This is a genomic window from Streptomyces sp. NPDC055013 (genome assembly GCF_053608645.1).
Genome location: NZ_JBSGVW010000006.1, coordinates 1 through 25,257, shown reverse-complemented (window position 1 = coordinate 25,257; position 25,257 = coordinate 1). Strand labels below are relative to the sequence as shown.

The 25,257-nt window shown below is 70.3% G+C and carries 20 protein-coding genes and 2 tRNA genes; 6 read left to right on the top strand and 16 right to left on the bottom strand.

Translation table 11 applies throughout. The annotated features are described in order from the left end of the window. Positions 1 to 175 precede the first annotated feature (175 nt). Complete coding sequence (gene leuS / locus ACWGDB_RS09870) at positions 176 to 3,058, bottom strand: leucine--tRNA ligase (RefSeq protein ID WP_453821970.1); 2,883 nt, start codon at positions 3,056 to 3,058, stop codon at positions 176 to 178. A 587-nt stretch (positions 3,059 to 3,645) separates the two neighbouring features. Here leuS and ACWGDB_RS09865 point away from each other — a divergent pair. Beyond that, positions 3,646 to 4,923, top strand: coding sequence for a cytochrome b/b6 domain-containing protein (locus ACWGDB_RS09865; protein WP_453821969.1), 1,278 nt, complete (start codon positions 3,646 to 3,648; stop codon positions 4,921 to 4,923). Then, positions 4,920 to 6,530: an NADH-ubiquinone oxidoreductase-F iron-sulfur binding region domain-containing protein gene (locus tag ACWGDB_RS09860; protein WP_453821968.1), complete on the top strand. Its 1,611-nt coding sequence runs from the start codon at positions 4,920 to 4,922 to the stop codon at positions 6,528 to 6,530. The genes ACWGDB_RS09865 and ACWGDB_RS09860 overlap by 4 nt, the downstream gene beginning before the upstream one ends. A gap of 113 nt (positions 6,531 to 6,643) precedes the next feature. On the opposite strand, the gene ACWGDB_RS09855 is transcribed toward ACWGDB_RS09860, so the two are convergent. Further along, positions 6,644 to 6,716 (bottom strand) — tRNA-Ala (locus ACWGDB_RS09855). 124 nt (positions 6,717 to 6,840) lie between these two features. On the opposite strand from ACWGDB_RS09855, the gene ACWGDB_RS09850 reads away from it, so the two are divergent. Next, entirely contained in the window at positions 6,841 to 8,082 is a 1,242-nt protein-coding gene (locus ACWGDB_RS09850; RefSeq protein ID WP_453821967.1) for a glycosyltransferase 87 family protein, read from the top strand. On the opposite strand, the gene ACWGDB_RS09845 is transcribed toward ACWGDB_RS09850, so the two are convergent. From ACWGDB_RS09845 to ACWGDB_RS09810, 8 genes are all read right to left on the bottom strand, one after another. Beyond that, on the bottom strand, positions 8,061 to 8,294 hold the full coding sequence (locus ACWGDB_RS09845) for a hypothetical protein (protein WP_003976229.1): 234 nt from the start codon (positions 8,292 to 8,294) through the stop codon (positions 8,061 to 8,063). The two genes, ACWGDB_RS09850 and ACWGDB_RS09845, sit on opposite strands and share 22 nt — an antisense overlap. Before the next feature lie 439 nt (positions 8,295 to 8,733). Continuing rightward, positions 8,734 to 8,806: transfer RNA gene (locus ACWGDB_RS09840), tRNA-Ala, on the bottom strand. A gap of 145 nt (positions 8,807 to 8,951) precedes the next feature. After that, the gene (locus tag ACWGDB_RS09835; RefSeq protein ID WP_383611107.1) at positions 8,952 to 9,623 is read right to left on the bottom strand and encodes a histidine phosphatase family protein; all 672 of its coding nucleotides are present in this window, start codon (positions 9,621 to 9,623) and stop codon (positions 8,952 to 8,954) included. Further along, complete coding sequence (gene rsfS / locus ACWGDB_RS09830) at positions 9,620 to 10,066, bottom strand: ribosome silencing factor (protein ID WP_453821966.1); 447 nt, start codon at positions 10,064 to 10,066, stop codon at positions 9,620 to 9,622. The genes ACWGDB_RS09835 and rsfS overlap by 4 nt, the downstream gene beginning before the upstream one ends. Positions 10,067 to 10,173: 107 nt before the next feature. Further along, positions 10,174 to 11,889, bottom strand: coding sequence for an LCP family protein (locus ACWGDB_RS09825; RefSeq protein WP_453821965.1), 1,716 nt, complete (start codon positions 11,887 to 11,889; stop codon positions 10,174 to 10,176). 25 nt (positions 11,890 to 11,914) lie between these two features. Continuing rightward, positions 11,915 to 12,553 carry a nicotinate-nucleotide adenylyltransferase gene (gene nadD / locus ACWGDB_RS09820; RefSeq protein ID WP_383611116.1) on the bottom strand — a complete coding sequence of 213 codons (639 nt, stop codon included), beginning with the start codon at positions 12,551 to 12,553 and terminating at the stop codon, positions 11,915 to 11,917. Positions 12,554 to 12,632: 79 nt separating this feature from the next. Next, on the bottom strand, positions 12,633 to 12,797 hold the full coding sequence (locus tag ACWGDB_RS09815) for a hypothetical protein (RefSeq protein ID WP_453821964.1): 165 nt from the start codon (positions 12,795 to 12,797) through the stop codon (positions 12,633 to 12,635). A gap of 131 nt (positions 12,798 to 12,928) precedes the next feature. Then, positions 12,929 to 13,090 carry a hypothetical protein gene (locus ACWGDB_RS09810; protein WP_328427687.1) on the bottom strand — a complete coding sequence of 54 codons (162 nt, stop codon included), beginning with the start codon at positions 13,088 to 13,090 and terminating at the stop codon, positions 12,929 to 12,931. A 124-nt stretch (positions 13,091 to 13,214) separates the two neighbouring features. On the opposite strand from ACWGDB_RS09810, the gene ACWGDB_RS09805 reads away from it, so the two are divergent. Continuing rightward, positions 13,215 to 14,327 carry a M48 family metallopeptidase gene (locus ACWGDB_RS09805; protein ID WP_453821963.1) on the top strand — a complete coding sequence of 371 codons (1,113 nt, stop codon included), beginning with the start codon at positions 13,215 to 13,217 and terminating at the stop codon, positions 14,325 to 14,327. Between the two features lie 395 nt (positions 14,328 to 14,722). On the opposite strand, the gene ACWGDB_RS09800 is transcribed toward ACWGDB_RS09805, so the two are convergent. The 5 genes from ACWGDB_RS09800 to proB form a co-directional block, all read right to left on the bottom strand. Then, the gene (locus ACWGDB_RS09800) at positions 14,723 to 15,805 is read right to left on the bottom strand and encodes an SCO2583 family membrane protein (RefSeq protein WP_453821962.1); all 1,083 of its coding nucleotides are present in this window, start codon (positions 15,803 to 15,805) and stop codon (positions 14,723 to 14,725) included. A gap of 134 nt (positions 15,806 to 15,939) precedes the next feature. Further along, positions 15,940 to 16,515 (bottom strand): SCO2584 family spore wall biosynthesis protein, encoded by a 576-nt coding sequence (locus ACWGDB_RS09795; protein WP_453821961.1) that lies wholly within the window; start codon positions 16,513 to 16,515, stop codon positions 15,940 to 15,942. 148 nt (positions 16,516 to 16,663) lie between these two features. Then, positions 16,664 to 17,950, bottom strand: coding sequence for a glutamate-5-semialdehyde dehydrogenase (locus ACWGDB_RS09790; protein ID WP_453821960.1), 1,287 nt, complete (start codon positions 17,948 to 17,950; stop codon positions 16,664 to 16,666). A 113-nt stretch (positions 17,951 to 18,063) separates the two neighbouring features. After that, complete coding sequence (locus tag ACWGDB_RS09785; RefSeq protein WP_453822171.1) at positions 18,064 to 18,519, bottom strand: hypothetical protein; 456 nt, start codon at positions 18,517 to 18,519, stop codon at positions 18,064 to 18,066. A 391-nt stretch (positions 18,520 to 18,910) separates the two neighbouring features. Further along, positions 18,911 to 20,017 (bottom strand): glutamate 5-kinase, encoded by a 1,107-nt coding sequence (proB, locus tag ACWGDB_RS09780; RefSeq protein ID WP_453822170.1) that lies wholly within the window; start codon positions 20,015 to 20,017, stop codon positions 18,911 to 18,913. Between the two features lie 200 nt (positions 20,018 to 20,217). Here proB and ACWGDB_RS09775 point away from each other — a divergent pair, with 200 nt between their 5' ends. Together ACWGDB_RS09775 and ACWGDB_RS09770 are read left to right on the top strand one after the other, a co-directional pair. Then, complete coding sequence (locus tag ACWGDB_RS09775) at positions 20,218 to 21,639, top strand: polysaccharide pyruvyl transferase family protein (RefSeq protein ID WP_453821959.1); 1,422 nt, start codon at positions 20,218 to 20,220, stop codon at positions 21,637 to 21,639. Between the two features lie 172 nt (positions 21,640 to 21,811). After that, positions 21,812 to 23,857, top strand: coding sequence for a hypothetical protein (locus ACWGDB_RS09770; protein ID WP_453821958.1), 2,046 nt, complete (start codon positions 21,812 to 21,814; stop codon positions 23,855 to 23,857). Here ACWGDB_RS09770 and ACWGDB_RS09765 read toward each other — a convergent pair. Beyond that, entirely contained in the window at positions 23,826 to 25,052 is a 1,227-nt protein-coding gene (locus ACWGDB_RS09765; RefSeq protein WP_453821957.1) for a glycosyltransferase family 2 protein, read from the bottom strand. The genes ACWGDB_RS09770 and ACWGDB_RS09765 overlap by 32 nt on opposite strands. Between the last annotated feature and the right edge of the window lie 205 nt (positions 25,053 to 25,257).

Genomic DNA, 25,257 nt, shown 5'->3' with positions numbered 1-25,257 from the left:
CGACCGGTCGCGGCACACGCCGCGTCACTCTTCAACGGTAAACGCAACAGGCAGGCCCGGAGTTCCAGAAGAACCCCGAACCTGCCCGTAGGGGATCACCCCGAGCCCACATCGGACCCGGCAGAACCGCCGAATCGCCGCGCCAATGCCGGGGCGCCTGCGCCTACGCCTTTACCTACGCCGGAACGATATTCACCAGCTTCGGCGCCCGGACGATCACCTTGCGGATCCCGGCCCCGTCCAGCGCCGCCACGACCTTCTCGTCGGACAGCGCGACCTTCTCCAGCTCCTCGTCGGAGATCGCCGGCGAGACCTCCAGGCGGGCCTTGACCTTGCCCTTGATCTGCACGACGCAGGTCACGGTCTCGTCGATGACGTACGCCGGGTCGGCGACCGGGAAGTCCCGGTGCACCACCGAGTCGGTGTGACCCAGCTTGCGCCACAGCTCCTCGGCGATGTGCGGGGCCAGCGGCGCGGCCATCAGCACCAGCGACTCGGCCACCGAGCGCGGTACCGCGCCGCCCGCCTTCGTCAGGTGGTTGTTCAGCTCCGTGACCTTGGCAATGGCGGTGTTGAACCGCATGCCCTCCAGATCCCCGCGCACCCCGTCGATCGCCTTGTGCAGCGCACGCAGCGTGTCCTCGTCGGGCTCGGCGTCCGCAACCGCCACGGCACCGGTCGTCTCGTCGACGACGTTGCGCCACAGCCGCTGCAGCAGCCGGAACTGGCCGACCACCGCGCGTGTGTCCCACGGCCGGGACACGTCCAGCGGGCCCATCGCCATCTCGTACAGACGCAGCGTGTCGGCGCCGTACTCGGCACAGATCTCGTCCGGAGTGACCGCGTTCTTCAGGGACTTGCCCATCTTGCCCAGCAGTCGGGAGACCTTCTCGCCCTGGTAGTAGTAGGCGCCGTCGCGCTCCTCCACCTCGGCGGCCGGAACCGCGATGCCGCGGCTGTCGCGGTACACGTAGGCCTGGATCATGCCCTGGTTGAACAGCTTGTGGAACGGCTCCACGGAGGAGACGTGTCCCAGGTCGAACAGGACCTTGGACCAGAATCGCGCGTACAGCAGGTGCAGCACGGCGTGCTCGGCGCCGCCGACGTACAGGTCGACACCGCCGTGCGGCTGGCCCTCGCGCGGGCCCATCCAGTACTGCTCGATCTCGGGGTCGACCAGCTTCTCGCTGTTGTGCGGGTCCAGGTAGCGCAGCTCGTACCAGCAGGAACCGGCCCAGTTGGGCATGGTGTTGGTCTCACGCCGGTAGCGCTTCGGACCGTCGCCCAGGTCCAGCGTGACGTTGACCCAGTCCTCGTTGCGCGACAGCGGCGTCTCGGGCTGGGTGTCGGCGTCGTCCGGGTCGAAGGTGCGCGGCGAGTAGTCCTCGACCTCGGGCAGCTCCAGCGGCAGCATCGACTCGGGCAGCGCGTGGGCGATGCCGTCCTCGTCGTAGACGATCGGGAAGGGCTCGCCCCAGTAGCGCTGGCGGCTGAACAGCCAGTCGCGCAGCCGGAAGTTGACGGTGCCCTCGCCGACGCCGGACCGCTCCAGCCACTCGGTGATGCGCGCCTTGGCCTCGGCGACGCCCAGGCCGTCCAGGGAGACGTCGTCGTTGGAGGAGTTGATGATCTTCGCGTCGTACGACCCGAAGGCGTCCTCCCAGGTCGAGGTGTCCGTGCCTCGCCCGTCGGTCGGCTCGACGATGCAGACGATCGGCAGCTCGAAGGCGCGCGCGAACTCGAAGTCGCGCTGGTCGCCCGCCGGAACGGCCATGATCGCGCCCGTGCCGTAGCCCATCAGGACGTAGTCGGCGATGAAGACGGGGACCTGCTCGCCGTTGACCGGGTTGGTCGCGTACGAGCCGATGAAGACGCCGGTCTTGTCCTTGGCCTCGGCCTGGCGCTCGACGTCGGACTTGGAGGCGGCCTGCGCGCGGTAGGCGGCGACGGCCTCGGCCGGGGTCGCGTGACCGCCGGTCCAGACGTCGTGGGTGCCCTCGGGCCAGGCGTCCGGGGTGAACTTCTCGACCAGCGGGTGCTCGGGCGCCAGCACCATGTAGCTCGCGCCGAACAGGGTGTCGGGGCGCGTGGTGAAGACCGTGATGCGCTCGCCGTCCACGGGGAAGTCGACGCGAGCGCCCTCGGAGCGGCCGATCCAGTTGCGCTGCTGCAGCTTGATGGCCTCGGGCCAGTCCAGCTCGTCCAGGTCGTCCAGCAGCCGGTCGGCGTAGGCGGTGATCCGCATGTTCCACTGGCGCAGCTTGGCCTTGAAGACCGGGAAGTTGCCGCGCTCGGAGCGACCGTCGGCGGTGACCTCCTCGTTGGCCAGCACGGTGCCCAGACCGGGGCACCAGTTGACCGGCGCGTCGGAGGCGTAGGCCAGGCGGTACTCGCCCAGGACGTCCGCGCGCTCGGCGACGCTCAGCTCGCTCCACGCGCGTGTGCCGCCGTCAGCGTCCGGTACGGCACGCTCGCCCGACTCGAACAGGGCGATCAGCTCGGAGATCGGACGGGCCTTCTTCGCCTCGTCGTCGTACCAGGAGTTGAAGATCTGCAGGAAGATCCACTGGGTCCACTTGTAGTAGTCCGGGTCGATCGTGGCGAACGACCGGCGCTTGTCGTGGCCCAGACCCAGCCGGCGCAGCTGGCTCTGCATGTTCTTGATGTTGGCCTCGGTGGACACACGCGGGTGCGTGCCGGTCTGCACGGCGTACTGCTCGGCGGGCAGGCCGAAGGCGTCGAAGCCCAGGGTGTGCAGGACGTTGTGGCCGGTCATGCGCTGGAAGCGCGCGAAGACGTCGGTGGCGATGTAGCCCAGCGGGTGACCGACGTGCAGGCCCGCTCCGGAGGGGTACGGGAACATGTCCATGATGAACTTCTTGGGCTTGGCGACCAGCTCGGGGTCGCCCGCCAGGTCACCCTTGGGGTTCGGCGCCGCGTACGTGCCCTCGACGTCCCAGAAGTCCTGCCAGCGTGCCTCGATCTCGGCCGCCATGGCGGCCGTGTAGCGGTGCGGCGCGGCCACCTCGGCGGTGGCAGCGGGGTTCGTCTCGCTCATGATCCTCAAAGCTCCATCGATCGTCTCTGCAAGCGGCTGCGGTTCTCCGGAAACGAAAAATCCCCTCGCACAGGAGGGGACGCCGCGCCGATTCCGACCATCCGATTCGCCCGGTGGTCGGGACTGATCAGCGCGGCCCGCTAAGCAGAAGGCGTACGGCACGCATGGCGTCAGGGTACCGCAGCGCCCGAGCGGGTCGCGACGGACTTCCGGTGGGGGGGCGCGAGGGGCTTCTTATAGGGGGCGCGCATGAACATTGGCGCCCCGATTTCCGTACCTGAGAGTTGTGAAGACCTCGAAAAGTTGAACAACGCTCAACTGTTACCTGGCGTAACAGTCGCTAAGGGACAACACACGCCCCGCACAGCCCGTAGATAACAACGCAATAACTCAAACGCCGTACCCCCCGGTATGGAGCCACTTAGAGTGCGGCAACGGGACCGCCTTCCCGAACCGTTCGGAGTTGCCCCCATGAACCCTCGTCCCCACAGCAGCCCGCCCCCCAGGACGGATATCCCGGCCCGGGGGGCGCCGGTCGCTGACACTCGGTCGCCCATACCCCTCATCGCGATTTCGGGAGGTATGCCGTGACGACTGATCCGAACGACAGCGTGGCGGACGACGCCTTCTTGGAGTTCCTCAACTTCGGCGCCGGCGTGCTGTCCCTCGTCTGCCTCACCTGCTCGGTCATCTGGGGGCTCGTCGCCCAGGACCGGATGATCCTCAACATCCGGCAGCGGCTCGTCGCGCAGGCCATCCACCGAGTGACCGCTGTGGCGTCGATCGCGTTCCTCCTGGTGCACATCGGGGTCAAACTGGCGCTGGAGCACGCCAGCCCGATCGCCGTGTTCATCCCCTTCGGCCTGCTGTTCGCCGGCGGCAGCGAGATCCCGGGCAGCGCCTTCCTCATCGGCCTCGGCACCCTGGCCGCCATGCTCATGATCTTCGTCGGCGTCACCGGCGCGCTGCGCAACCGCTTCGCGTCGCCGGCGCCGGTCGCCGCCCGCTGGCGCATGATGCACATGCTGGCCTACCCGGCCTGGTGCGCCGCCCTGATCCACGGCCTGTTCGCCGGGCGCCCGGCGGCGCCGTTCTTCATGGTCTGCTACGAGCTCTGCGTCGTCGCCGTGGCGGCCGCCCTCGCCCTGCGTGCGGCACCACGCCCGTTCAAGCGCAAGGTCGCCGACCGGATCGCCCAGCTCATCGGCAACGGCGAGCCCGCGGGCCGCGAGGAACTGGACGCGAGCAGGGCTCGGTCGTCGGATTCCGCACTGCCCGGCTACGACGGGCGGGGGAGGCGGTCGAGGCGGGCCGACCCGACGACGGGATCCCAGCCCCGGGCGACGCCCTCCTCCGACCCCCTGTACCAGGCTCCCCCGGCGCAGGCGCCCGGTACGGGCTTCGCCGCCGCCTATCGCGCCGTCTCACCCCGTTCCCGCGGGCAACAGCAGCCCTATGCACCCGACCAGACCGCACGCACGGACCTGCCCCTGGACTTGCAGCCGACGGAAGCGATCCCGCGCGTCGACAGCGGCGGCAGTACCTCGGGCAGCTGGCCGATCCCGTCCCCGCCGCCGGTCGGCGAGGCGCCCCCGTCGGCCTACGACCCGCTCAACGACACCGGATACAACATCCCCGTCTACGGCAATTCGGGCACCCCGGGCTACGACTCGGGGGCTTCGGGCTACGGTTCGAGTGATGTGTACGACACCGCTGAGACAAACGCCGTCTTCGGTACGTACAACCAGAACGACACGTACAACAACAGCGGTCCCGCCACTGAACCTTTCCCCGGTACCCCCTACGACTTCGAGGCACCGGGTTCGGGCGAACCTTGGAACACGCCTTCCGGAGGCTTTAAGTGAACGAGGCCCTGCCCGACGTACCAGAAGTCCGCGTAGTCGGTCTTCCGCAGCTCACGTCGGGCTTCGACCTTGTCGAAAGACTTGATCTGCCCATGCACCTGAAGGTGCACGGGCCGCTCGAACCGATGGGCGGCGAGCAACTCGCGAAGCTCGCCGAGAACATCAACCTGAAGGGCCGCGGCGGCGCGGGCTTCCCCTTCCACAAGAAGCTGCGCGCGGTCGCCGAGTCCGCGATCAAGCGCGGGGTACGGCCGGTTGTCGTGGTCAACGGCAGTGAGGACGAACCGGCCTGCCGCAAGGACACGGTGATGATCAACCGTGCCCCCCATCTCATCCTGGACGGGGCGCTGCTGTGCGCCGAGGCCCTGGGCGCCCGCACGCTCGTGATCGCGGTCACCCGGGAGTCCACCCAGCGCTCCATGGAGGCGGCCCTCGCCGAACGCGGACTCAGCAACAGCCGTCGGTCCGCGCTACGCGCGTTCGTCCAGCGCAACCCCGTGCGCATGGTCACCGGCGCAGCCGCCTCCGTGATCCGCTCCATCGACGGCGGCCCGGCGATCCCGGCCGGCCGCAAAGTCAGCGCCTCGCAGAACGGTGTGGGCGGCGCCCCCACCCTGCTGTCCAACGCCGAGACGTTCGCGCAACTGGCCATCGCCGCCCGCATCGGCCCGGAGCGCTACGGCAACACCGGTCTGTACGACGAGCCGGGCACCGTCATGCTCACGGTCTCCGGCGCGGTCGCCCGCCCGATGGTCATCGAGGTCCCCACGGGCGTGCCGCTGCGCTACGTCCTCCAGCTCGCCGGCGCCCCGCCGGTCCCGCAGGGCGTGCTGACCGGCGGCTACCACGGCAAGTGGATCGACGCGGCGACGGTCAACGAGACGATCGTCTCGCGCAACTCCCTGGACGCGGTGGGCGGCTCGCTCGGTGCCGGCGCTATCCTTCCGATCACTCAGGAGACCTGCCCGCTGGGCGAGTCGCTGCGCGTGGCGCAATGGCTCGCCGAGGAGAGCGCGGGCCAGTGCGGCCCCTGCTACCTCGGCCTGCCGGCCGCCGCGCGCGGCCTGGAGGACATCCTCAACGGCGGTGGTCCGGCCGCCCTGGAGGCGCTCAAGCAGGTCGCCAAGAACGTGAAGCGGCGCGGCGCGTGCTCGCACCCCGACGGCTCCGCGATGTTCCTGGAGTCGACCATCAAGGCGTTCACCGACGACCTCGCGGCGCATGTCCTCGGCAACGGCTGCGGACGGCCCGTGGAGGGCGTTCTGCCGCTCTTCGAGGGCGGGCTGGCTCCGTCGGGCATCCCGGGCGGCGCCGCGTCCGAGGAGAACGGCCCCAGCCGCCAGAACATCTACGTCGACTGGACGCTGTGCCGCGGCCACGGCCTGTGCGCGGACATCCTCCCTGAGGTCTTCCAACTAGGCGCCGACGGCTTCCCCACCGTCGCCCAGGCGAAGGTGCCTCGCTACGCCGAGGCCAAGGCCCTGCGCGCGGTGCGCCGTTGCCCGGCCCTCGCCCTGCGCCTGGAGGAGGACACCCGCGCGCAGGAGTCGTCCCGCAACCTGCCGGTCCTCTCCCAGGGCCGTGGCAGGCGGGCGCTGGGCCGCTGACGCAGGGCACGCACGCGTAGAGGGGCCGTCCACACCGGACGGCCCCTCGTTCGCGCAGCCCGGAGCACACAAAAAGATCCCGCCGGATCGGACCGATCCGGCGGGATCTGCTGTGGAGCTAAGGAGAATTGAACTCCTGACCTCCTGCATGCCATGCAGGCGCTCTACCAACTGAGCTATAGCCCCTTGCGGCCACCCGGCAGAGCCGCATCTTGACTGCGGCGCCTGTTTCCCCGGCGGCGACGCCAACATTACCGGTCGACCTCGCGCAGCACCAAATCGTTTCCGACCCAGCCCAGTACGTCCACTAATGTCGCACTTCGTGACCGCGATCGCGCCCTGGGCATTCCGCCGCCGAGCGCCGGTCGCCGTGGGCGCCTGCCTGGTCTCCTTCGCCGCGTTCTGGGTGGCCCAGCGGGCCGCTCACGTCTCGATGGTCGACCTGATGGTGTACCGGGCCCAGGGGGCGACCGTACGCGCGGGAGGCGACCTGTACGCGCTGCGGGCGACGGCCGCCCGACTGCCCGCCACCTACCCGCCGTTCGCGGCCCTGCTGTTCACTCCGCTGACGCTCCTCGACACGGCGACGCTGCGCACCCTGGCCACGGCCGGCAACCTCGCACTGCTCGTGGTGTTCGTACGGCTGTCCCTGCGGCTGGCCGGGCACGCGCGCGTGGAGAGCGTCTGGTGGGTCGCGGCGGTGGCCGTGTGGTGCGAGCCGGTGTGGACGACGCTGCGGTACGGGCAGATCAACCTGCTGCTCGCCGTCCTGGTCCTGTGGGATCTGTCACGCCGTCCGGAGGACCGCTGGAGCGGCGTCGGGATCGGGCTCGCGGCGGCCGTGAAGCTGACACCGGCTCTGTTCGCGGTGTTCCTGCTCGCCACCGGTGTCGCGTCCCGGCGCCGGCACGGCTGCGGCGGCCCATGGCTGCGGCACGCGCGTGCGGCGGCCGCCTCGTTCGCCGGGGCGACCCTGCCGGCCGCGGCTGTACTGCCGTACGACTCCTGGCGCTTCTGGACCCGCGTCGTCTTCGCGGCCGGCCGCGTGGGGCACGCCGAGGACACCGCGAATCAGGCCCTGCGCGGCGTTCTCGCGCGTCTGCTGCACACTCCGGACCCCGGGGCCGCCTGGGTGCTCACGGCGGCCGTGGTGGGCACGACAGGGCTCGGCGTGGCGGTGGCGGCGGAGTTGCGCGGTGAGCGGGCCTGGGCGGTGACCGTCTGCGGGGTGACGGCGCTGCTCGTCAGCCCGGTGTCCTGGTCGCACCACTGGGTGTGGTGCGTGCCGGTGGTGCTGCTCCTGGGCACGCACGTGTACCGGCTCGCCGCCCTCGGCACGCTGCTGGTCTTTTCGTCGTACGCGCTGTGGTGGGTACCACACGGCCCAGGGCGGCACGAACTGCGCCAAAACGGCATCGAGTTGATGATGTCTGCCCTATACGGGACGTTCGGGTGCCTCTTCCTCGCGATCACCGGGGTCGCCCTCAGGACGCTCAGGGGCCCCGGCCGCGGTCAGGCCGTGACGGCCGGTCAAGCCGTGACGAAGGAATAGAAGCGCTTGAGTGTGCAGTGCTCTTCGAGGAGTCGGCCGTAGATCGGTTCGCCCTCGAGTTCACGGTAGGTCTCGATCGGGTCGCCTTTTATGATCAGCGCCCGCGCGCATTCCTCGCACCAGTACTGGTAGTCGGGGTTCACCGGTTCCATGTCACGGACGATCGGCGTTCCGCTGCCGCACCAGTCGCACTTTCGCCTGTGTGCACCCATCGATCAGCTCCAGCTGTGGCCGCAGGCCGTGCACACGTAGGAAATTCCGCCGTTGTCCCCAAGGAGCTGGGCGACGTGGACGGAGCCGCAGGAAGGGCAGCTGAGGCGGGTGATCGTATCCCGTGCCAACGCTGCTCCGGAGAAGCCACCGGCCTCTCCGAAGATGCTCGCAGGCATCGCAACTCCCTCCCGTCGGGCCGCGCCCCCTTCCGGCCGTTTGATTCTGCCACGGCCGGACCAATACGGTCAGCGACGCCTCAGTACCAGTCCGGACACGGCAGCCCCCGTGGCCCGACGAAGCGTGCGAACACGCACCCCAAAGCGCCTCTTGAGAGGTATACGCCTGCGAGGCCCAAGTGACTCAAGCCGGACCCGAACAGTTCGGATACCAGAAGATCCCGCCGATCGAAGCGATCGGCGGGATCTTGTTGTCTCACTGTGGAGCTAAGGAGAATTGAACTCCTGACCTCCTGCATGCCATGCAGGCGCTCTACCAACTGAGCTATAGCCCCTTGCGCCACGCGGACGAACCGCAGTGGTCTTTCGCCCCGCTCGGCGGGGCGAACAAGAAGAACTTTAGCCTGCGACCTGCCGGAAAGTGAAATCCGGGTCCCGGGCCGTCGCGGCCGGGACCACCGGCGTCAGTCGTCCTCGGCGTCAGTCGTCGTCGCCGAGCACCGGCTCCGGCAGGGTGCCGGCGTTGTGCTCCAGCAGACGCCAGCCGCGGGCGCCCTCGCCCAGGACGGACCAGCAGCAGTTGGTGAGGCCGCCGAGGCTCTCCCAGTGCCTGGGCTCCAGGCCGAGGAGGCGGCCGATGGTCGTACGGATCGTGCCGCCGTGGCTGACCACGACGAGCGTGCCGTCCTCCGGGAGCTTCTCGGCGTGCCGGAGCACCACGGGCGCGGCGCGGTCGGCGACCTCGGTCTCCAGCTCGCCGCCGCCGCGTCGCACCGGCTCACCGCGCTTCCACGCCGCGTACTCCTCGCCGTACCGGGCGATGATCTCGTCGTGCGTCAGCCCCTGCCAGACGCCCGCGTAGGTCTCCCGCAGGGCCTCGTCGTGCATCACCTCCAGGCCGGTGAGCGTGGCCAGCTCGGCGGCCGTGTGCGCGGCGCGCTGGAGGTCGGAGGCGATGATCGCGTCGGGCTTGAGGCCCGCGAGCAGCCGGGCGGCGCGGCGGGCCTGGGAGATGCCGGCCTCGGTGAGGGGGACGTCCGTGGAGCCCTGGAAGCGGCGCTCCACGTTCCAGGAGGTCTGGCCGTGCCGCCACAGGATGACGCGGCGGCCCTTGCCGGGCCTGCCCGCGGCCACCTCACCGGTGGCACTCATCGCCACTCACCACCCAGCTCGGCCGCCTCCTCGGCGGCCTGGTGCTTCGCGTGCTCCGCGGCCTTGCCGCGGGTGGCCTTGGCGTCCGCGGGCAGCTCCAGCTCGGGGCAGTCCTTCCACAGCCGCTCCAGGGCGTAGAAGACGCGCTCCTCGCTGTGCTGGACGTGGACGACGATGTCGACGTAGTCGAGCAGCACCCAGCGGGCCTCGCGGTCGCCCTCACGGCGCACCGGCTTGACGCCGAGCTCCTTCTGGAGCCGCTCCTCGATCTCGTCGACGATCGACTTGACCTGGCGGTCGTTGGGCGCGGAGGCCAGCAGGAAGGCGTCCGTGATCGACAGGACGTCGCTGACGTCGTAGGCGATGATGTCGTGCGCGAGCTTGTCGGCGGCTGCCTGGGCGGCGGTGTTGACGAGCTCGAGGGAACGGTCGGTAGCGGTCACTACAAGGCTTTCGATCGGCGGACACTTGACATCAAGGGTCTCACGGACCGCCGACAGCACCCCACGTGATTATCGGCTCACGTGGGGTGCCCCGGGTGTCGTGCCCGCTACGAGGACGACGGCTTGTAGTCCTGACCGAGGACCACGGAGACGTCCGCGTTCCCGGACACCTCGCCCTTGCCGACCGCTCCGGAGGACAGCCCCAGGGTCTTGGCGACCTCGGTGGCGTCGTCCTTGTCGGCGGCGTCGGCGTAGACGACCTCGGAGGTGGCCGCGGTGGATTCGGTGCCGCCCTCCAGGAAGGTGAAGCCGCCGTTCAGCAGCACCACGCGGGCCGCGTCGGTGTTGTCCTTGACGCCGCTGGCGTTGCGGACGGACACGCGGGCCGCGGCGTCCTTGCTGGGGCTCTTGGCGGTGCCGCCGAGGACGTCCTTGACGACGCTCGCGCTCGCCTGTGCGCTCAGCGTGCCGTTGGTCTGGACGGGCAGCATGGCCGTCTTGTAGTCGCCGCCCTTGGCGAGGTCGGCGAGCTTGGCGAGGAAGGCGCCCAGGTCCTTGTCGGTCAGCGGCGGCTCGATGATCATCCCGAGCGTCTGCACGGTGGTGGTCGCGCCCTGCGTGTCCGAGGTCAGCTTGCGCAGCACGGCCTGCATGACCTGCCCGAACCGCTCCAGCTGGGCGTTCTGTGCCTCGCCGGAGCCCTGGTAGGTGGCGTAGGCGACGGCCGTCTTGCCGCTGAGGGTCTGCCCCTTGCCCTTGCGGACGAGGGGTGCGGCGCCCTTGGACTTGGCGTCCGGGTCGGGCACGTCTGCGTTGGTGTCGACCTCGATGTTGCCGACCAGGTCGACGAGGTTCTGCAGATACGGGGTGTCCAGCCGCCAGGTGCCCTGGATCTCGGTGCCGAGGACGGTGTCGATGGCGTCGCGCGTCCCGGAGGAGCCGTCGTCGTCGACCGACTTGGCCAGGGTGGTCGTGCTGCCGTCGTCGCCGGTCAGGGCGAGCGAGTTGGGCATCAGGACGGTGGTGCCCTGCTGGGTGGTGGCGTTGTCGACGAGGAGCGCCGTGGAGGTGCCGCCGCTCTTGGTGTTGTGCAGATGGACGACGATCACGTCACGCTTCTGGGCGCCCACGGGCGTCGCGGTGTCCGCCTTGTCGTCCGACGCCGTGAGGCCGGGCAGCTTCCCGGCGTACCAGAGGTAGCCGACGCCGCCGGCCGCGGCGATGGCGAGCACGACCACGAGGGCGATGACACGCGCGCGTGCCCGTCGCCGGGCCTCCTCGCGGCGCTCGGTGCGGTTCTCGGTGAACTTCAGCCAGTCGATGACGTCCTCGGAGTCCTGGTCGGGCTCCTCGACGAAAGCGAACTGTTCGGTGCGGTAGTCCGCGTCACCGCGGCCCTGGGCCACCGGTTCCTCGACCGGCCCGGCCTGCTGCGGGATGTAGGCGGTCTGCTCGGCGACCCGCTGCTGCTGACCGCTGGTCGCGGTACGGCCGTACGGGTCGTACGGCGCCGACTGCGCGCCGCCGTGGTGCTGCTGCTGGTGCGTGCCGGTGCCGTACGGGTCGTACCCGGCCGTGGGCGGCTGCTGACCGGTGTCGCCGGACCCGTAGGGGTCGTACGGCGGCGCCCCCGGCTGCTGCTGCCGGCCGGTCGCGTACGGGTCGTAGCCGTATCCCTGCTGTGCGTAAGGGTCGTACTGCTGCGGCTGCTGTTGCTGCGGCGGGAGCTGTCGGTACACCGGCTGCCCGTACTCGTCGTAGCCGACCAGTTCGTACTGGTCGGCCTCGTATCCCGCGCTCCCCGCGTCGTATCGGTCGTTCACCGGTAGCCCCTCTCGGCTCACTGCCTCACTCGCCGCGGTACAGCTCGCGCTTGTCGATGTAGCGCACAACTCCGTCCGGCACCAGATACCAGATGGGGTCTCCCTTTGCGACTCTCGCGCGGCAATCGGTGGACGAGATGGCCAGCGCGGGAACCTCGACCAACGAGACACCGCCTTCCGGGAGCCCCGGATCGTTGAGGTGATGGCCGGGCCGGGTGACCCCGATGAAGTGCGAGAGGGAGAACAGCTCCTCCGAGTCCCGCCACGTCAGAATCCGGTCGAGGGCGTCGGCGCCGGTGATGAAGAACAGGTCCGTGTCGGGGTTGAGCGCACGCAGGTCGCGCAGGGTGTCCACGGTGTACGTCGGGCCGCCGCGGTCGATGTCGATGCGGCTGACGGAGAACTGCGGGTTCTCGGCCGTGGCGATGACCGTCATCAGATAGCGGTCCTCGGCCGGGGAGACGTGCCGGTGACTCTTCTGCCACGGCTGGCCGGTGGGCACGAACACGACCTCGTCGAGATGGAACTGCGCGGCGACCTCACTGGCCGCGACGAGGTGGCCGTGGTGGATCGGGTCAAACGTTCCACCCATGACGCCGAGGCGGCGCTTGGCGCGGTTCGACGGGCCGTTTCCGGGGCCGGTAGGCATGTCCTGCTCTCCCATGCGTGCAGACCCTACCGGCCCCGCCTGAGGGCTCCGGCCGGGCAGCTGCCGGCCGGACCGGGAAGGACCTGGCCGGGACTCAGCGGTCGCGGTTGAAGCGGGTGGTGATCCACAGCAGGAGCATCAGGATGACGAAGGCGCCACCCCCGGTGAGCCACGGGCTGATGCTGTTGTGGTTGCCACTGTGCTCCTCGCCCTCGGCGGCGAGGGTGACCAACTGGGCAGCGGCGCTGTGGAAGCTCATCTTCGGCGTGACCTATCGCGTGTGGGCGGGATAAAGATGTCGGCCCATCGTAAGCGGGCGCCATGACGGCTATCACGCCGACTCCACCGTTGGGGCGCCTTCGACGGTCCGCGGGGAACCTTCCCGGCGGCTCAGTCGTCATTCCGCCTGTAGCCCCGCAACAGGAACCACGCGGTCAGCACACAGCCCACGACCATCACGATCAGTACGACCCGGAGCAGATTTCCCGCCCCCTGCTGCTCGGCCGCGCTCGCGGCCTCGGTGAGCCAGGTGGCCGGAGGATTGTGCTCCATGACGCGGAACTCCTTCGCTGTAGTGCCCGTCCACGGTAACTCCGCCTAGGCTGGGCTCTGCTTCGGGGGCGCAAAGGGCGGAACAAGGCTCCGCAAAGAGCCGCACAGAGCCATCCAGACGCACATGGGGGAAGACATGTCCGAAGGCCACGAGCACACCGGGCACGAGAACGTACCGAGCAGGCAGCGCAGGCGTTTCCCGGGGATCTCCTCGCGTGCGTACGAACACCCGGCGGACCGCTCGGCCCTGGTGGCCCTGCGCAAGCTCAGCGGCTTCGACACGGTCTTCAAGGCCCTGAGCGGCCTGCTCCCCGAGCGCAGTCTGCGGCTGCTCTTCCTGTCCGACTCGGTGCGGGTGTCGGACCAGCAGTTCGCGCACCTCAACGACATGCTGCGGGACGCCTGTTACATCCTGGACCTGGAGAAGGTCCCGCCGATGTACGTGAACCAGGACCCGGTGCCGAACGCGATGTGCATCGGCCTGGACGAGCCGATCATCGTGGTCACGACGGGGCTGATCGAGCTGCTCGACGAAGAGGAGATGCGGGCGGTCGTCGGCCACGAGGTGGGCCATGCCCTCTCCGGCCACTCGGTCTACCGCACGATCCTCCTGTTCCTCACCAGCCTGGCGGTCCGGGTCGCCTGGATCCCACTGGGCAACATCGCGATCATGGCCATCGTGACGGCGCTGCGCGAGTGGTTCCGCAAGTCGGAGCTCTCCGCCGACCGCGCCGGCCTGCTGGTCGGCCAGGACCTCCAGTCCTCCATGCGCGGCCTGATGAAGCTGGCGGGCGGCCACCATCTGCACGAGATGAACGTCGACGCGTTCCTGAAGCAGGCCGAGGAGTACGAGGCGGGCGGCGACCTGCGCGACTCGGTCCTCAAGATCCTGAACGTCCTGCCCCGCTCCCACCCCTTCACCACGGTCCGCGCGGCCGAGCTGAAGAAGTGGGCCGAGTCCCGCGACTACCAGCGCATCATGGACGGCCACTACCCGCGCCGCGACGAGGACAAGGACGCCTCGGTCACCGACTCCTTCCGCGAATCCGCCTCCCACTACGCCACCCACGTGAAGTCCTCCAAGGACCCCCTGATGAAGCTGGTCACGGACATAGCGGGTGGCGCCGGCGACCTTGGCGGCCGCGTACGCCGAGGCTTCGGCGGCTTCACAAGCGCACCCCCGAACGACGAGCCGAGGCGCGACGACACCGGCGGGGACGGCACGCCCACCAGCTGACGGCCTGCGTACGCCTCTCGACGCCGGTCCTGGCATTCCATCCAGTTCGGCGTCAGAGGCAGGCGCCGCCGTCCCCAGCCCCCACCCACCGGCTGGAGGCGGTACACGAGCGACGCTGGTGCTTCTCGGCACAGGCCCGGGCATTCCCGCCCGTCCGGCGCCTGAGGACAAGGGCGACCGTCCCAGCCCGCACCCGCTGGCGACTACCCCCGCACCCGGCGGTCCCTTTCGGCGCCGGTCCCGGTATTTCAGTCCGTCCGGCGTTTGAGGACGAGGCCGTTCAGGCCGACGGCGGGGGTCTGGGGGCGGCAGCCCCCAGGGACCGGGGTCGAAGGGGCGGAGCCCTTGGAGGACGGGAAGGGTAGGGGCGGCGGGGGCGAGAAAACCCCCCGCGTTCAAACCTTCGGCTGGGACCCCGTAGCCAGCGACCCGCACAGCGCCGTCGCCCCACCCGTGGCGTAGGGGTCGGTCCCCGCAGGGCCCCCCTCCTTCGCCGTCTGCCCGGCCAGCAGCGGATGCAGCCGGTTCGTGGAGTCCTCGGCGCACGACAGCGGCCCCGCCTGCACATAGGACACGACCAGCTGGGCCTGATGCAGCCGCAGGTCCTCCCGGTCGAACCGGAAGTGCAGCTCCCGCCGCACGGTGAACAGCGAGGACTCGGCCGCCTTCTCCCCGGCCCCCGCCCGCACCGCCCGCAGCGCGTACACAAACGTGTGATCGGCCGTGACCTCGAGCGTGGACGAGTCAGTCTCCGCCGCTTGCAGCGTCCCCTGCACCCGGATCTTGCGATCCGCCAGCTCGGCCTGGGAGGGGTCGAAGCGCACCAGCCACCCGGTCGGCGCATGCCGCCCGTCCGCGGCAGGCCGGCGGAAGCTCTGGTCGAACTGGTCCAGCTGGTCGGGATCGAGCAGCACCCGCACCGGACGGACCTGCTCACCGGTGAGCACCTCGGGGTACAGCGAGGAGCGCACGATGTAGTCCTTGGCGATGCTCAGCGCATTCGTCACCTGGCTGTCCGAGAAGTGCGCGGTGCGGCGGGCGGCCGGCAGCGGTATGCCCTCCGCACCGAGCCGGAACTGGGCGGCGGGACTGCGCGCGTACAGGTTCTCCGTGTCGCTCGCCCCGGGCACCTTGCCCTCCGGAGCGAGCGGGATGACGGTCATGCGCAGCGGCTCGGCGGGCGGCCCGGAGTTCGCCGGGGTCTGGTAGGGGTGCCGTACACCCATGTAGATCGCCGTACCGAAGGCCACGGCGATCAACAGGACCAGGACCAGCGCCTGCCGGGACAGGCCGCGCCGCAGTGGTGCACGGCGGCGCACGGCGGGGGCGTGGTCGGTGATGCGCTCCTGCGCGGAGAACTCCTGGAGGCGGGCAGCACGGACAAACGACTCGTCGAAGACGACGGATCGGTACTCGTCCTCGCCACCTCCGGGGCTGCCCTCGGGTGCCCCCTCGGGTGGGTCTGCCGGCCCTCCCATATCTTCAGGGTAGGTCGCGGGGAGCTCAGGTAAACGCCCTGCCGCACGACAAGTTCTGACAGGTTCTCACCAGGATCGTCAGACAGCTCTCAGTGGCGTTCAGGCCATCGATCGGTTCCCTCGACCGGGTCCGATCAGGGTGTGCGCGGGGTCGCCGAGATGGCCGGTTGGGAGTGGTCGGCGGAAGCGGAGGGAGCCGCTCCGCTGCCCTGCTCCAGTCCGGTCGACGCGGGCGCCGGAACCTGCTCCCGGCCGCTGGAGGACGCGCCGCGGTAAACCGCCGTGAAGGCCAGCGCGACCATGCCGATGCCCATCACGAGGGCGAGCATCCAGGCCACGGGACGGTGCCAGCGGACCTGTTTGCCGTACGTACCGGGGGCGCCGTAGCGGCCTTCCAGGATGTCCGTGTCGTCCAGATCGTCCAGCTCGGGATCATGGCCGAAAGAGGGGCGGTCGTCGGGACCGTACCCGTCGTCGTACCGCTCGCCCCGGCCGGGTGCGCGGCGGGCCTCCGCCTCGGAGGCCTCCGCTCTCGCCTGGGCGGCGGCCAGGAGGCGCTCGACGGCGGTCGGCTCGTGCACCGCGGCCGCCCGTACGAAGGCCTCGTCGAAGACCACGGAGGCGAACTCTTCGTCCGACACCCCGCGGTCGTGGTCGTCGTCGGGCTCCCAGCCGTCAGGGAACGGCGTGCCCCCCACGTCCTCCGGCACGGCTCCAGAGTAGACCTGGGGGGTCAATTTGGGCAGACGGTATGGAAATTCATCTGCCTGGTGAGACACCTGTCGTGCGGCACGGAGGCTGTCCGGGGGCGCGTGTCTGACGCATATGCCCTGGCCGCGCGCCCCTACGCCGTACGGGTCAGCGCCGTACGTGCCCGTCGCCCGTGACGATGTACTTCGTGCTGGTCAGCTCGGGCAGCCCCATCGGCCCGCGGGCGTGCAGCTTCTGCGTGGAGATGCCGATCTCGGCCCCGAAGCCGAACTGGCCGCCGTCCGTGAAGCGGGTGGACGCGTTCACCGCGACCGTCGTGGAATCGACCAGTTGGGTGAAGCGACGGGCGGCCTGCTGCGAGGTGGTGACGATGGCCTCGGTGTGGCCGGAGGTCCACAGGCGGATGTGCTCGACGGCCTTGTCCAGCGAGTCGACGACCGCTGCGGCGATGTCGTACGACAGGTACTCGGTCTCCCAGTCCTCGGCGGTCGCCTCGACGACGGTCGCCTTGGAGTCCTTGCCGTACGCCATGACCCTCTCGTCGGCGTGCACGGTCACCCCGGCCTCCGCGAGGGCGTCCAGGGCACGCGGCAGGAACTCGGGGGCGATGTCCTGGTGCACCAGGAGGGTCTCGGCGGAGTTGCAGACGCTGACCCGCTGGGCCTTGGAGTTGATCAGGATCTCGATCGCCATGTCGAGGTCGGCGTGGGCGTCGACGTAGACGTGGCAGTTACCCGTGCCGGTCTCGATCACCGGGACGATGGACTCGGTGACCACTGTCTGGATCAGCGAGGCGCCGCCACGCGGGATCAGCACGTCGACGAGCCCGCGGGCCCGCATCAGCTCGCGCACGCTCTCGCGGCTCTCCCCGGGCACCAGCTGCACGGCGTCGGCGGGCAGCCCGGCCCCGCCCACGGCGTCGCGGATCACCCGGACGAGCGCGCTGTTCGACTCGTATGCCGAGGCCGAGCCGCGCAGCAGCACGGCGTTGCCCGACTTCAGGCAGAGGGCGGCGGCGTCGACGGTGACGTTCGGGCGGGCCTCGTAGATGATCCCGACGACGCCCAGCGGGACGCGGACCTGGCGCAGGTCGATGCCGTTGGGGAGGGTCGAGCCGCGCACGACCTCACCGACCGGGTCGGGCAGCGCGACGACGTCCCGCACGTCGGAGGCGATGGCCCGCACGCGCTCCGGCGTCAGCGTCAGCCGGTCGATGATCGCCTCGCTGGTGCCGGCCTCGCGGGCCTTGGCGATGTCCTTGGCGTTGGCCTCGACGATTTCGCTCGTACGGACCTCCAGGGCGTCCGCGATGGCGAGCAGCGCGTCGTCCTTCTCGGCCCGCGGCAGCGGAGCGAGGTCGGCGGCGGCGGCCTTGGCGCGGTAGGCGGCCCTGTTGACCGGGGACATCGAGTCGTACGGCGAAAGCGTGGTCATGAAAGAAGGGTAGTGCGCCCGCGAGGGCGGTCCATCGTATGTTCCGAACCGCGAGACGGAACCGAAACGCGGGCCCTCGCCCTCTTTTGCCCGGCCTCCCCCGCTGCCACGACCTAGAACGGGTGGACACCCACCGGAGTCGCCGACGGTGGTCCGAAGCCTTCCGCGAGCCGCAGGTGGTAGGTCTCGCGGTCGATCACCTCCAGGCCGACGATCTCCCAGGGCGGCAGTCCCGCGCTCTGCCGGTGCTCGCCCCACAGGCGCAGGGCGACCGCGGCGGCGTCGTGCAGGTCGCGGGCCTCTTCCCAGTAGCGGATCTCGGCGTGGTCGCCCGCGTACCGGCTGGTCAGCAGAAAGGGGTGGTCGTGGGCGAGCTGTTCGAGGGCGCGGCGGACCTCCTTCAGCGGGGCCTCCTGACCGGAGACGCTGAGGGTGACGTGCCACAGGCGGGGCAGGTCCTTGGGCTCCTCATAGCGGTCGCCGGCCGCGACGCTCGTCAAGGCGCGCTCCTCACCGGCCGCACGGGACGAGGCCCCACCGGCACTGCGGGACGCCGTTCCAGGGCGCACTCGTCTCACGACGGCCTCCTTTACGCAGTGACCGACTCGGTGGTCGTGCGGAATGTGTCCCGTAGACAAAGTTGAGCAGGCCGCAAGGGCTCGCGGGGCGGTTTTGCGGAACGTCCACCTCAGGGCGACGTGGGCCACGGGGCGTTCCCCCTGTTTTCGGCCGGGGGTCCGGGGGTTGGCCCCCGGGGCGACACAGCGCGGAACGTCCACCTCAGGGCGACGTGCGCCACGGGGCGTTCCCCCTGTTTTCGGCCGGGGGTCCGGGGGTTGGTCCCCGGGGCGACACAGCGCGGAACGTCCACCTCAGGGCGACGTCGACAGCGGGACGTTCCCCCCTGTTTTCGGCGCCCCTGAGCAACGGAGGGCGTTCAGAACTCCGGGATCACCCGCTTTACGGCTCCAGGATCACCAGGTCGTCCCGATGCACGACCTCCCGCTCGTACTCCGCCCCCAGCTCCCGTGCCAGCTCCCGCGTCGAGCGCCCGAGCAGTTGCGGCATCTCCTTGGCGTCGAAGTTGACGAGCCCGCGTGCGACCGCGTGGCCCGCGCTGTCACGCAGCTCGACCGGGTCGCCCGCGCTGAACTCGCCCTCGACGGCGGCGATCCCGGCGGGCAGCAGGGACATCCGGCGTTCGACGACCGCCCGTACCGCGCCGTCGTCCAGGGTCAGCGAGCCCTGCGGGGTGGAGGCGTGCTGGAGCCACAGCAGGCGGTCGGCGGAGCGCTTGCCGGTGGCGTGGAAGTAGGTGCCGGTGTCGCCGCCGTGCAGCGCCTCGGCGGCGTGGACCGCGCTGGTGAGGACGACCGGAATGCCCGCGGCGGCCGCGATCCGGGCGGCCTCGACCTTGGTGACCATGCCACCCGTGCCGACCCCGGCCCGGCCCGCGTGGCCGATCTCCACCTGCGCCAGATCCTCCGGACCGTGCACCTCCGCTATCCGCGAGGTGCCCGGCTTGCTGGGGTCGCCGTCGTACACGCCGTCCACGTCGGACAGCAGCACCAGCAGGTCGGCCCGCACCAGATGGGCCACGAGCGCCGCGAGCCGGTCGTTGTCGCCGAAGCGGATCTCGTCCGTGGCAACGGTGTCGTTCTCGTTGACGATCGGGAACGCGCCCATCGCGAGGAGCTTGTCGAGGGTGCGGGAGGCGTTGCGGTGGTGCGCGCGGCGGCTCATGTCGTCGCTGGTCAGCAGGACCTGGCCGACGCGGACGCCGTGGCGGGCGAAGGAGGCGGTGTAGCGGGCGACGAGAAGGCCCTGGCCGACGCTGGCGGCGGCCTGCTGGCGGGCCAGGTCCTTGGGGCGGCGACGCAGGCCCAGCGGGGCGAGACCGGCGGCGATGGCACCGGAGGAGACGAGGACGACCTCCCGCTCCCCGCCGCTGCGGCTCTTCGCGAGGACGTCGACGAGCGCGTCGACGCGGTCGGCGTCCAGGCCGCCGGACGCGGTGGTCAGCGACGAGGACCCCACCTTGACGACGACCCTGCGGGCCTCGCGCACACCCTGCCTTGCCCCTGCCACCTGTGTTCTTTCCCCTCGCGTACGTCCGGTTCCCTGACCGGCAATCTACGCGAAGAGGATCGTGCGGCGCGCGGCGATTCCAGCCCACGGACAGCCGGGTGGTAACGGCCTGCTCACACTTTGCATACGGCAAAAAGGTTGCGCTGGTTGCCTATAGAAGTAAAAGGCGGCGCAAACTTATGTTGAACGCTGTGCCACACGATGCTCTCCACGTTCCCCGCGCGAAGCGGCTTCTCCTGCGTTCGGGCAAGAGCCCCTACGACGTCGTCTCCGTCGAGGAGGCGCTCCATCGGGACGTCATTGCCACCAATGCCGGCAACCTGATCTTCAGCGACGCCACCCACAAGATCCTTGAGACCCCGCACACCGAGGTCGTCTCCAACGGCATCCGCACCGATGTCTCGGCGGCGGGCCGGATCAACGAGGAGTACGACGCCTTCGTCGTCCCGCTCGCGAACGCCTTCCGGCCTTCGTTCGAGGGGCAGCTGAAGCGGCTGACGCGCCTGATCACCAAGCTGCGGATTCCGGTGGTCGTGGTGGGGGTCGGCGCGCAGGCCGGGCTCGGCTACAACGCCGCACGCCTGAAGGGCATCGAGCCCGCGGTGCGCGAGTTCGTCTCCGCCGTGCTCGACCGCAGCGCCTCGATCGGCGTGCGCGGCGAGTTCACCGAGAAGTACCTCAAGGACCTGGGGTTCCGGGACGTCGAGGTCATCGGCTGCCCGTCGCTGTTCCTGTACGGCAAGGAGCTCACCGTCACCAAGCGGGAGCCCGTCCTCGGCGCCGGCTCCCGGATCGCGGTCAACGGCTCGCACAGCGCGGTGAAGTCGCAGGGCCTGGACCGGGTCATCACCCGCGCCCACGCCCGCTACCCGTACCTGCGCTTCATCGGCCAGAACCTCAGTGACGCTCGGCAGCTGCACTGGCGGGACCTGTCCGACCCGAACGGCACGGTGACCGCGATGCCGACGCACCCCGACCACCCGATGTACCGGGAGGACAAGGTCCGCGTCTACGTCGACCCGGTCACCTGGATCGACGACCTGCGCCCGTTCGACTTCTCCTTCGGCTCCCGCATCCACGGCAACATCGCCGCGCTGCTGGCGGGCACGCCGGCGACCGTGCTGTGCGGCGACTCGCGCACGCTCGAACTGTGCCGCTACTTCGACATCCCGCACCGCCGGATCGACAAGCTGACCGAGGACGTGGACCCCGCGGCGCTGTACGAGGAGGCGGACTTCGGCGCCCTGATGAGCGGCCACCAGGAGCGGTTCGAGCGGTTCACGGCGTTCCTGGACAGAAACGGCCTGGAGAACACGTTCACGCACGGCGACGGCGGCGCCGCCTTCGACGAACGGATGAAGGCGCTGTCCTTCCCGGCGGGCATCCGCCCCTGGAACGACGCCGACCTGACCTCGCTCACCAGCAGGTTCGGCTGGCTGCAGAGCCGTATCACCGAACTCGCCACGGACAACGACCGGTTGCGGCGCGACCTGGCCCGCTCCGCCAAGGGCGGCGCGGCGGTGGCGACGCCGTCCGTCTACCGCCGGGCCCGCCGCGTGGTCGGCGGCCCGATCCGCAGGGCACTGCAATCGGGACGGTAGGGCGCCGGGGTCCCCGGCCGCCACGGCGAGGGCCGGGGCACCCGGCAGCCCCGGTCACTCCAGGCCCCCAGGACACATGCGTGTCGTCCGCAGGCCGCCGCGCGTTAACCCGGGCGTACCACGACCCGTAACCCGACGCCCGCGTCCCGCGCCGATCTTGGAGTGACCGCAGTTGCCCGCACCCCTGTCCCGCATCCCGGTGAGAGCGCTCGTCACCGCTCTCCTGGCCGCCGCCTTCTGCGCGCAGGCCGTGGGGGCGCTGCGCCCCGACGTCCCGCTGCTGCTCGCCGCGACGGCCCTGTCCCTGGCCGTCGAGGGCGTGCTGCTGCGCTGGCAGCGCGGCATGCTGTCGGTGTTCGCCAAGTCGCACGCGGACATCACCGTGCGGCACGTGCTGCGGGACCTGCTGCTCGTGGTGGGCCTGCTGCGGCTGGGCGAACAGCACCAGGAGCCGGTGTACACCCCGCTGGTCGCGGGTCTGCTCGCCTTCTACGTCCTGCACTGCGCGATCCAGGCGGTGTCGGTGCTGGTCCGCCGCACCCGCACACTGCCGGTGGTCACCCGCAACATCGACGCCGCCGCCCTGCGCCTGTCCCCCGCCCCGCCCATCCTGCTGCGCCGCCCGGGGCCCCGCCTGCTGGTCTTCGGCCTCCCGGCCACGGCCGGCCTGCTGGCCACGGCGGCCACCGACGACCCCCGCTGCGCGGCCGTGGGCATCGCACTCTCCCTGGGTCTGGCCCTGGTGGGCCTGTACGACCTTCTCGTACGGCTGCTGCCGAGCCGTCGCCCGGCGGGTGAGCGGGAGACGCTGGAGTGGCTCGACGCCTGGCTGACGGAGTACCGGCCGACGGTCGGGCTCTACTTCTCCGGAGGCGCGTCCTCGGCGTACCAGGCGAACATGTGGCTGGAGCCGCTCGCGAAGCTGGACGGACGGCCGCTGATCGTGCTGCGCGAGCGGTTCATGGTGCCGAAGATCGCGCCGACCGACGTGCCGGTCCTCTGCCTGCCGAAGGTCTCCACGTTGATGCGCCTGGAGGAGTCCTCGCTCCAGGTCCTCATCCACCCCTCGAACTCCGGCAAGACCTCCCAGGTCCTGCGCATCCCCACCCTCAAGCACACCTTCGTCAACCACGGGGAGAGCGACAAGCTGTCGTCCTGCAACCCGTACGCGAAGGCCTACGACGAGGTGTGGGTGGCCGGTCCGGCGGCGCGCGAGCGGTACGCGTACGCCGAGGTCGGCGTCGAGGACAAGGACGTCGTGGAGACCGGCCGCCCGCAGCTGGACGACGTCCGGCCGTACGCGGGCCCGCCCGGCGGGGCGTTCACGACGGTGCTGTACGCCCCGACCTGGGAGGGCTGGGACGGCAACCCCGGCAACACCTCGGTGATCGAGGCCGGCGAGAACCTCGTACGGGCGCTGCTCTCGGACGCGGGCGTACGGCTGCTGTACAAGCCGCATCCGCTGACGGGGTCGGTGGATCCGCGGGCGGGGGCTGCCGATCTGCGCATCCGCGAGCTGATCACGGCGGCGAACCGGGAACGGACCGGCGAGCGCCCGCTTGACACCGGTGAACTCGCCCTTCGTACCGAGGATTTGGACCGGCTCACCACGACCGACGTGCGGGCGTCCGCCGATCAGCTCGAGCGGATGCTGCTGCAGTCGGCGCCGGAACCGGGGCGGGCGGAGGCGGTGACGCGGGCGACAGCGGCCTGGGAGGAGGCGTACTGGGCCTCCCTGCCGGAGTGGGAGCACCAGGTCGTCACGGCCGCCCGGCCGACGCTGTACGCCTGCTTCAACGAGGCGGACCTGCTCATCAGCGATGTGTCCAGCGTGATCAGCGACTTCCTGGCGAGCGGGAAGCCGTACGCCGTCGCGAACACCAGCGGCCTCGCGGAGGACGTGTTCCGCAAGGCCTTCCCGACCGTGCGCGCGGGGACGGTGCTGACGCCGGACGCGGCCGGGGTGCCGGAGCTGCTGGACGCGGTACGGCACCCCGAGAAGGATCAACTGGGCGAGGCGCGGGCGGAGTTGAAGCGGCACCTGCTGGGGCCGGACGAGCCGTCGTCACAGGTGCGCTTCAACGAGGCCGTGCAGTCGCTGTGTTCACAGGCCGGGGAGCACCGCGCCCGGATGGCGGAGCGGCTGGCGGCGGAGACCCCCGAGATCCCCGATCAGCGACGGTCCTTCACGCCGCAGCGGCCCGCCCACCCGGCGTAGCCCCGCCGGAGGACCTCAGCGTCCGGCGCGCCTTGCGCACCGCCCGCCGCAGGAACGAGTCCACGCCGCCCTCCCGGTACCCGGGGAAGGCACGGGCCTCGCGCGGTTCGGCGAGGTACACGGACTCCGGTATCCCGGCCGCGGCGTCCCGGAAGTGCGGGTAGGCGAGGTAGACCCGGCGGCCCTTCTTCTCCAGGAGGGCCGCCGCCTGCTTCTTGGCCTTGACGAACTCCACGACGTCCAGCAGGAGTTCGGGGCGCCGCTCGGCGACCAGGTGCAGCCGCAGCCGCTCGTGGACCTTGAGCCGGCCGGCGATGCCGGGGGTCCAGTAGGCGTCCATGAGGGGCCCCGCGAGTTCGAGCTTGTGGTTGCGGACCTTCTCGCTGTCCTTGGCGTACTGGGGTCCGAACTGCGGCAGCAAGGTGATGAGGAAGGGGCGGAGCATGAGCTGGTCGCGCCGCGGGCCCGCCGGGACGTGCTCGGCGATCAGGTTCATCAGGGCGCGCGCGGAGTCGAAGCGCAGGGTGTAGCCGCCGCTCTTGGTCACGTGCTTGCCGTCGTCGCGGCCCACCAGGTAGTAGCAGGTGTGGTCGGCGACCACGGAGACGCCGTCCGCCCGCAGGTAGGCCTCCATCGTGAACAGCGCGTCCTCGCCGGTCCACAGGGACTCGTCGAAGCGCATGTTGTGCCGGGTCAGCAGGTCGCGGCGGAACAGCTTCTGCGCGCTCAGCGTGAACTTGATGTTCGAGGAGAAGACGTCGGTACGGTCCAGCGCCTTGCCCCACATCGACTTGGGCGCGGTGCGGTTGACCCCCTCGATGCGGCCGAGCACCACGTCCGTGCCGTTCCTGTCGGCCATCGCGACCATGCGCTCCAGGGCCTCGGGGCCCAGCCGGTCGTCGGCGTCCAGGAAGAAGACGAAACGCCCGGCGGCCTTCCCCAGACCGACATTGCGCGGGCCGCTGGGGCCGCCCGAGTTCTCCTGCCGGATCACGGTGACCGGCATCGCCGCGCGGGCGGCGAACTCCTCCAGGCACTCCCCCGTGCCGTCCGTCGAACCGTCGTCGACGGCAATGACCTCGATGCGTCCCGGGCCGATGGTCTGCGCCTCGACCGAAGCCAGGCACTCGACCAGGTACGGCATCGCTTCGTACGCCCCGATGATCACAGTCACATCAGGCTGCGTGGCGGTCACGTTTCCCCCTTGTCAACGGGATATTTCCCCCGTATCGCCTCATTCGCTACTTGGTAGACGGCTGGCTATTGCAAGCGGTTGCCTCAGGCCGGTGATTTGGTGGTCCAGATCACATCGCGAACTGACATGGGCTCACGTGATTCGGGAAGTGGAAGGGATCCTTCAGAAACGACGAAGCGGCCCCCGAGGATCGCTCCTCGGGGGC

Excerpts from the sequence above, each read along its gene's own strand:
- leuS (WP_453821970.1), bottom strand. The coding sequence starts at position 3,058 with ATGAGCGAGACGAACCCCGCTGCCACCGCCGAGGTGGCCGCGCCGCAC.
- ACWGDB_RS09850 (WP_453821967.1), top strand. The coding sequence starts at position 6,841 with ATGTCGCACTTCGTGACCGCGATCGCGCCCTGGGCATTCCGCCGCCGA.
- ACWGDB_RS09845 (WP_003976229.1), bottom strand. The coding sequence starts at position 8,294 with ATGGGTGCACACAGGCGAAAGTGCGACTGGTGCGGCAGCGGAACGCCG.
- ACWGDB_RS09835 (WP_383611107.1), bottom strand. The coding sequence starts at position 9,623 with ATGAGTGCCACCGGTGAGGTGGCCGCGGGCAGGCCCGGCAAGGGCCGC.
- nadD (WP_383611116.1), bottom strand. The coding sequence starts at position 12,553 with ATGGGAGAGCAGGACATGCCTACCGGCCCCGGAAACGGCCCGTCGAAC.
- ACWGDB_RS09815 (WP_453821964.1), bottom strand. The coding sequence starts at position 12,797 with ATGAGCTTCCACAGCGCCGCTGCCCAGTTGGTCACCCTCGCCGCCGAG.
- ACWGDB_RS09810 (WP_328427687.1), bottom strand. The coding sequence starts at position 13,090 with ATGGAGCACAATCCTCCGGCCACCTGGCTCACCGAGGCCGCGAGCGCG.
- ACWGDB_RS09805 (WP_453821963.1), top strand. The coding sequence starts at position 13,215 with ATGGGGGAAGACATGTCCGAAGGCCACGAGCACACCGGGCACGAGAAC.
- ACWGDB_RS09800 (WP_453821962.1), bottom strand. The coding sequence starts at position 15,805 with ATGGGAGGGCCGGCAGACCCACCCGAGGGGGCACCCGAGGGCAGCCCC.
- ACWGDB_RS09790 (WP_453821960.1), bottom strand. The coding sequence starts at position 17,950 with ATGACCACGCTTTCGCCGTACGACTCGATGTCCCCGGTCAACAGGGCC.
- ACWGDB_RS09775 (WP_453821959.1), top strand. The coding sequence starts at position 20,218 with ATGTTGAACGCTGTGCCACACGATGCTCTCCACGTTCCCCGCGCGAAG.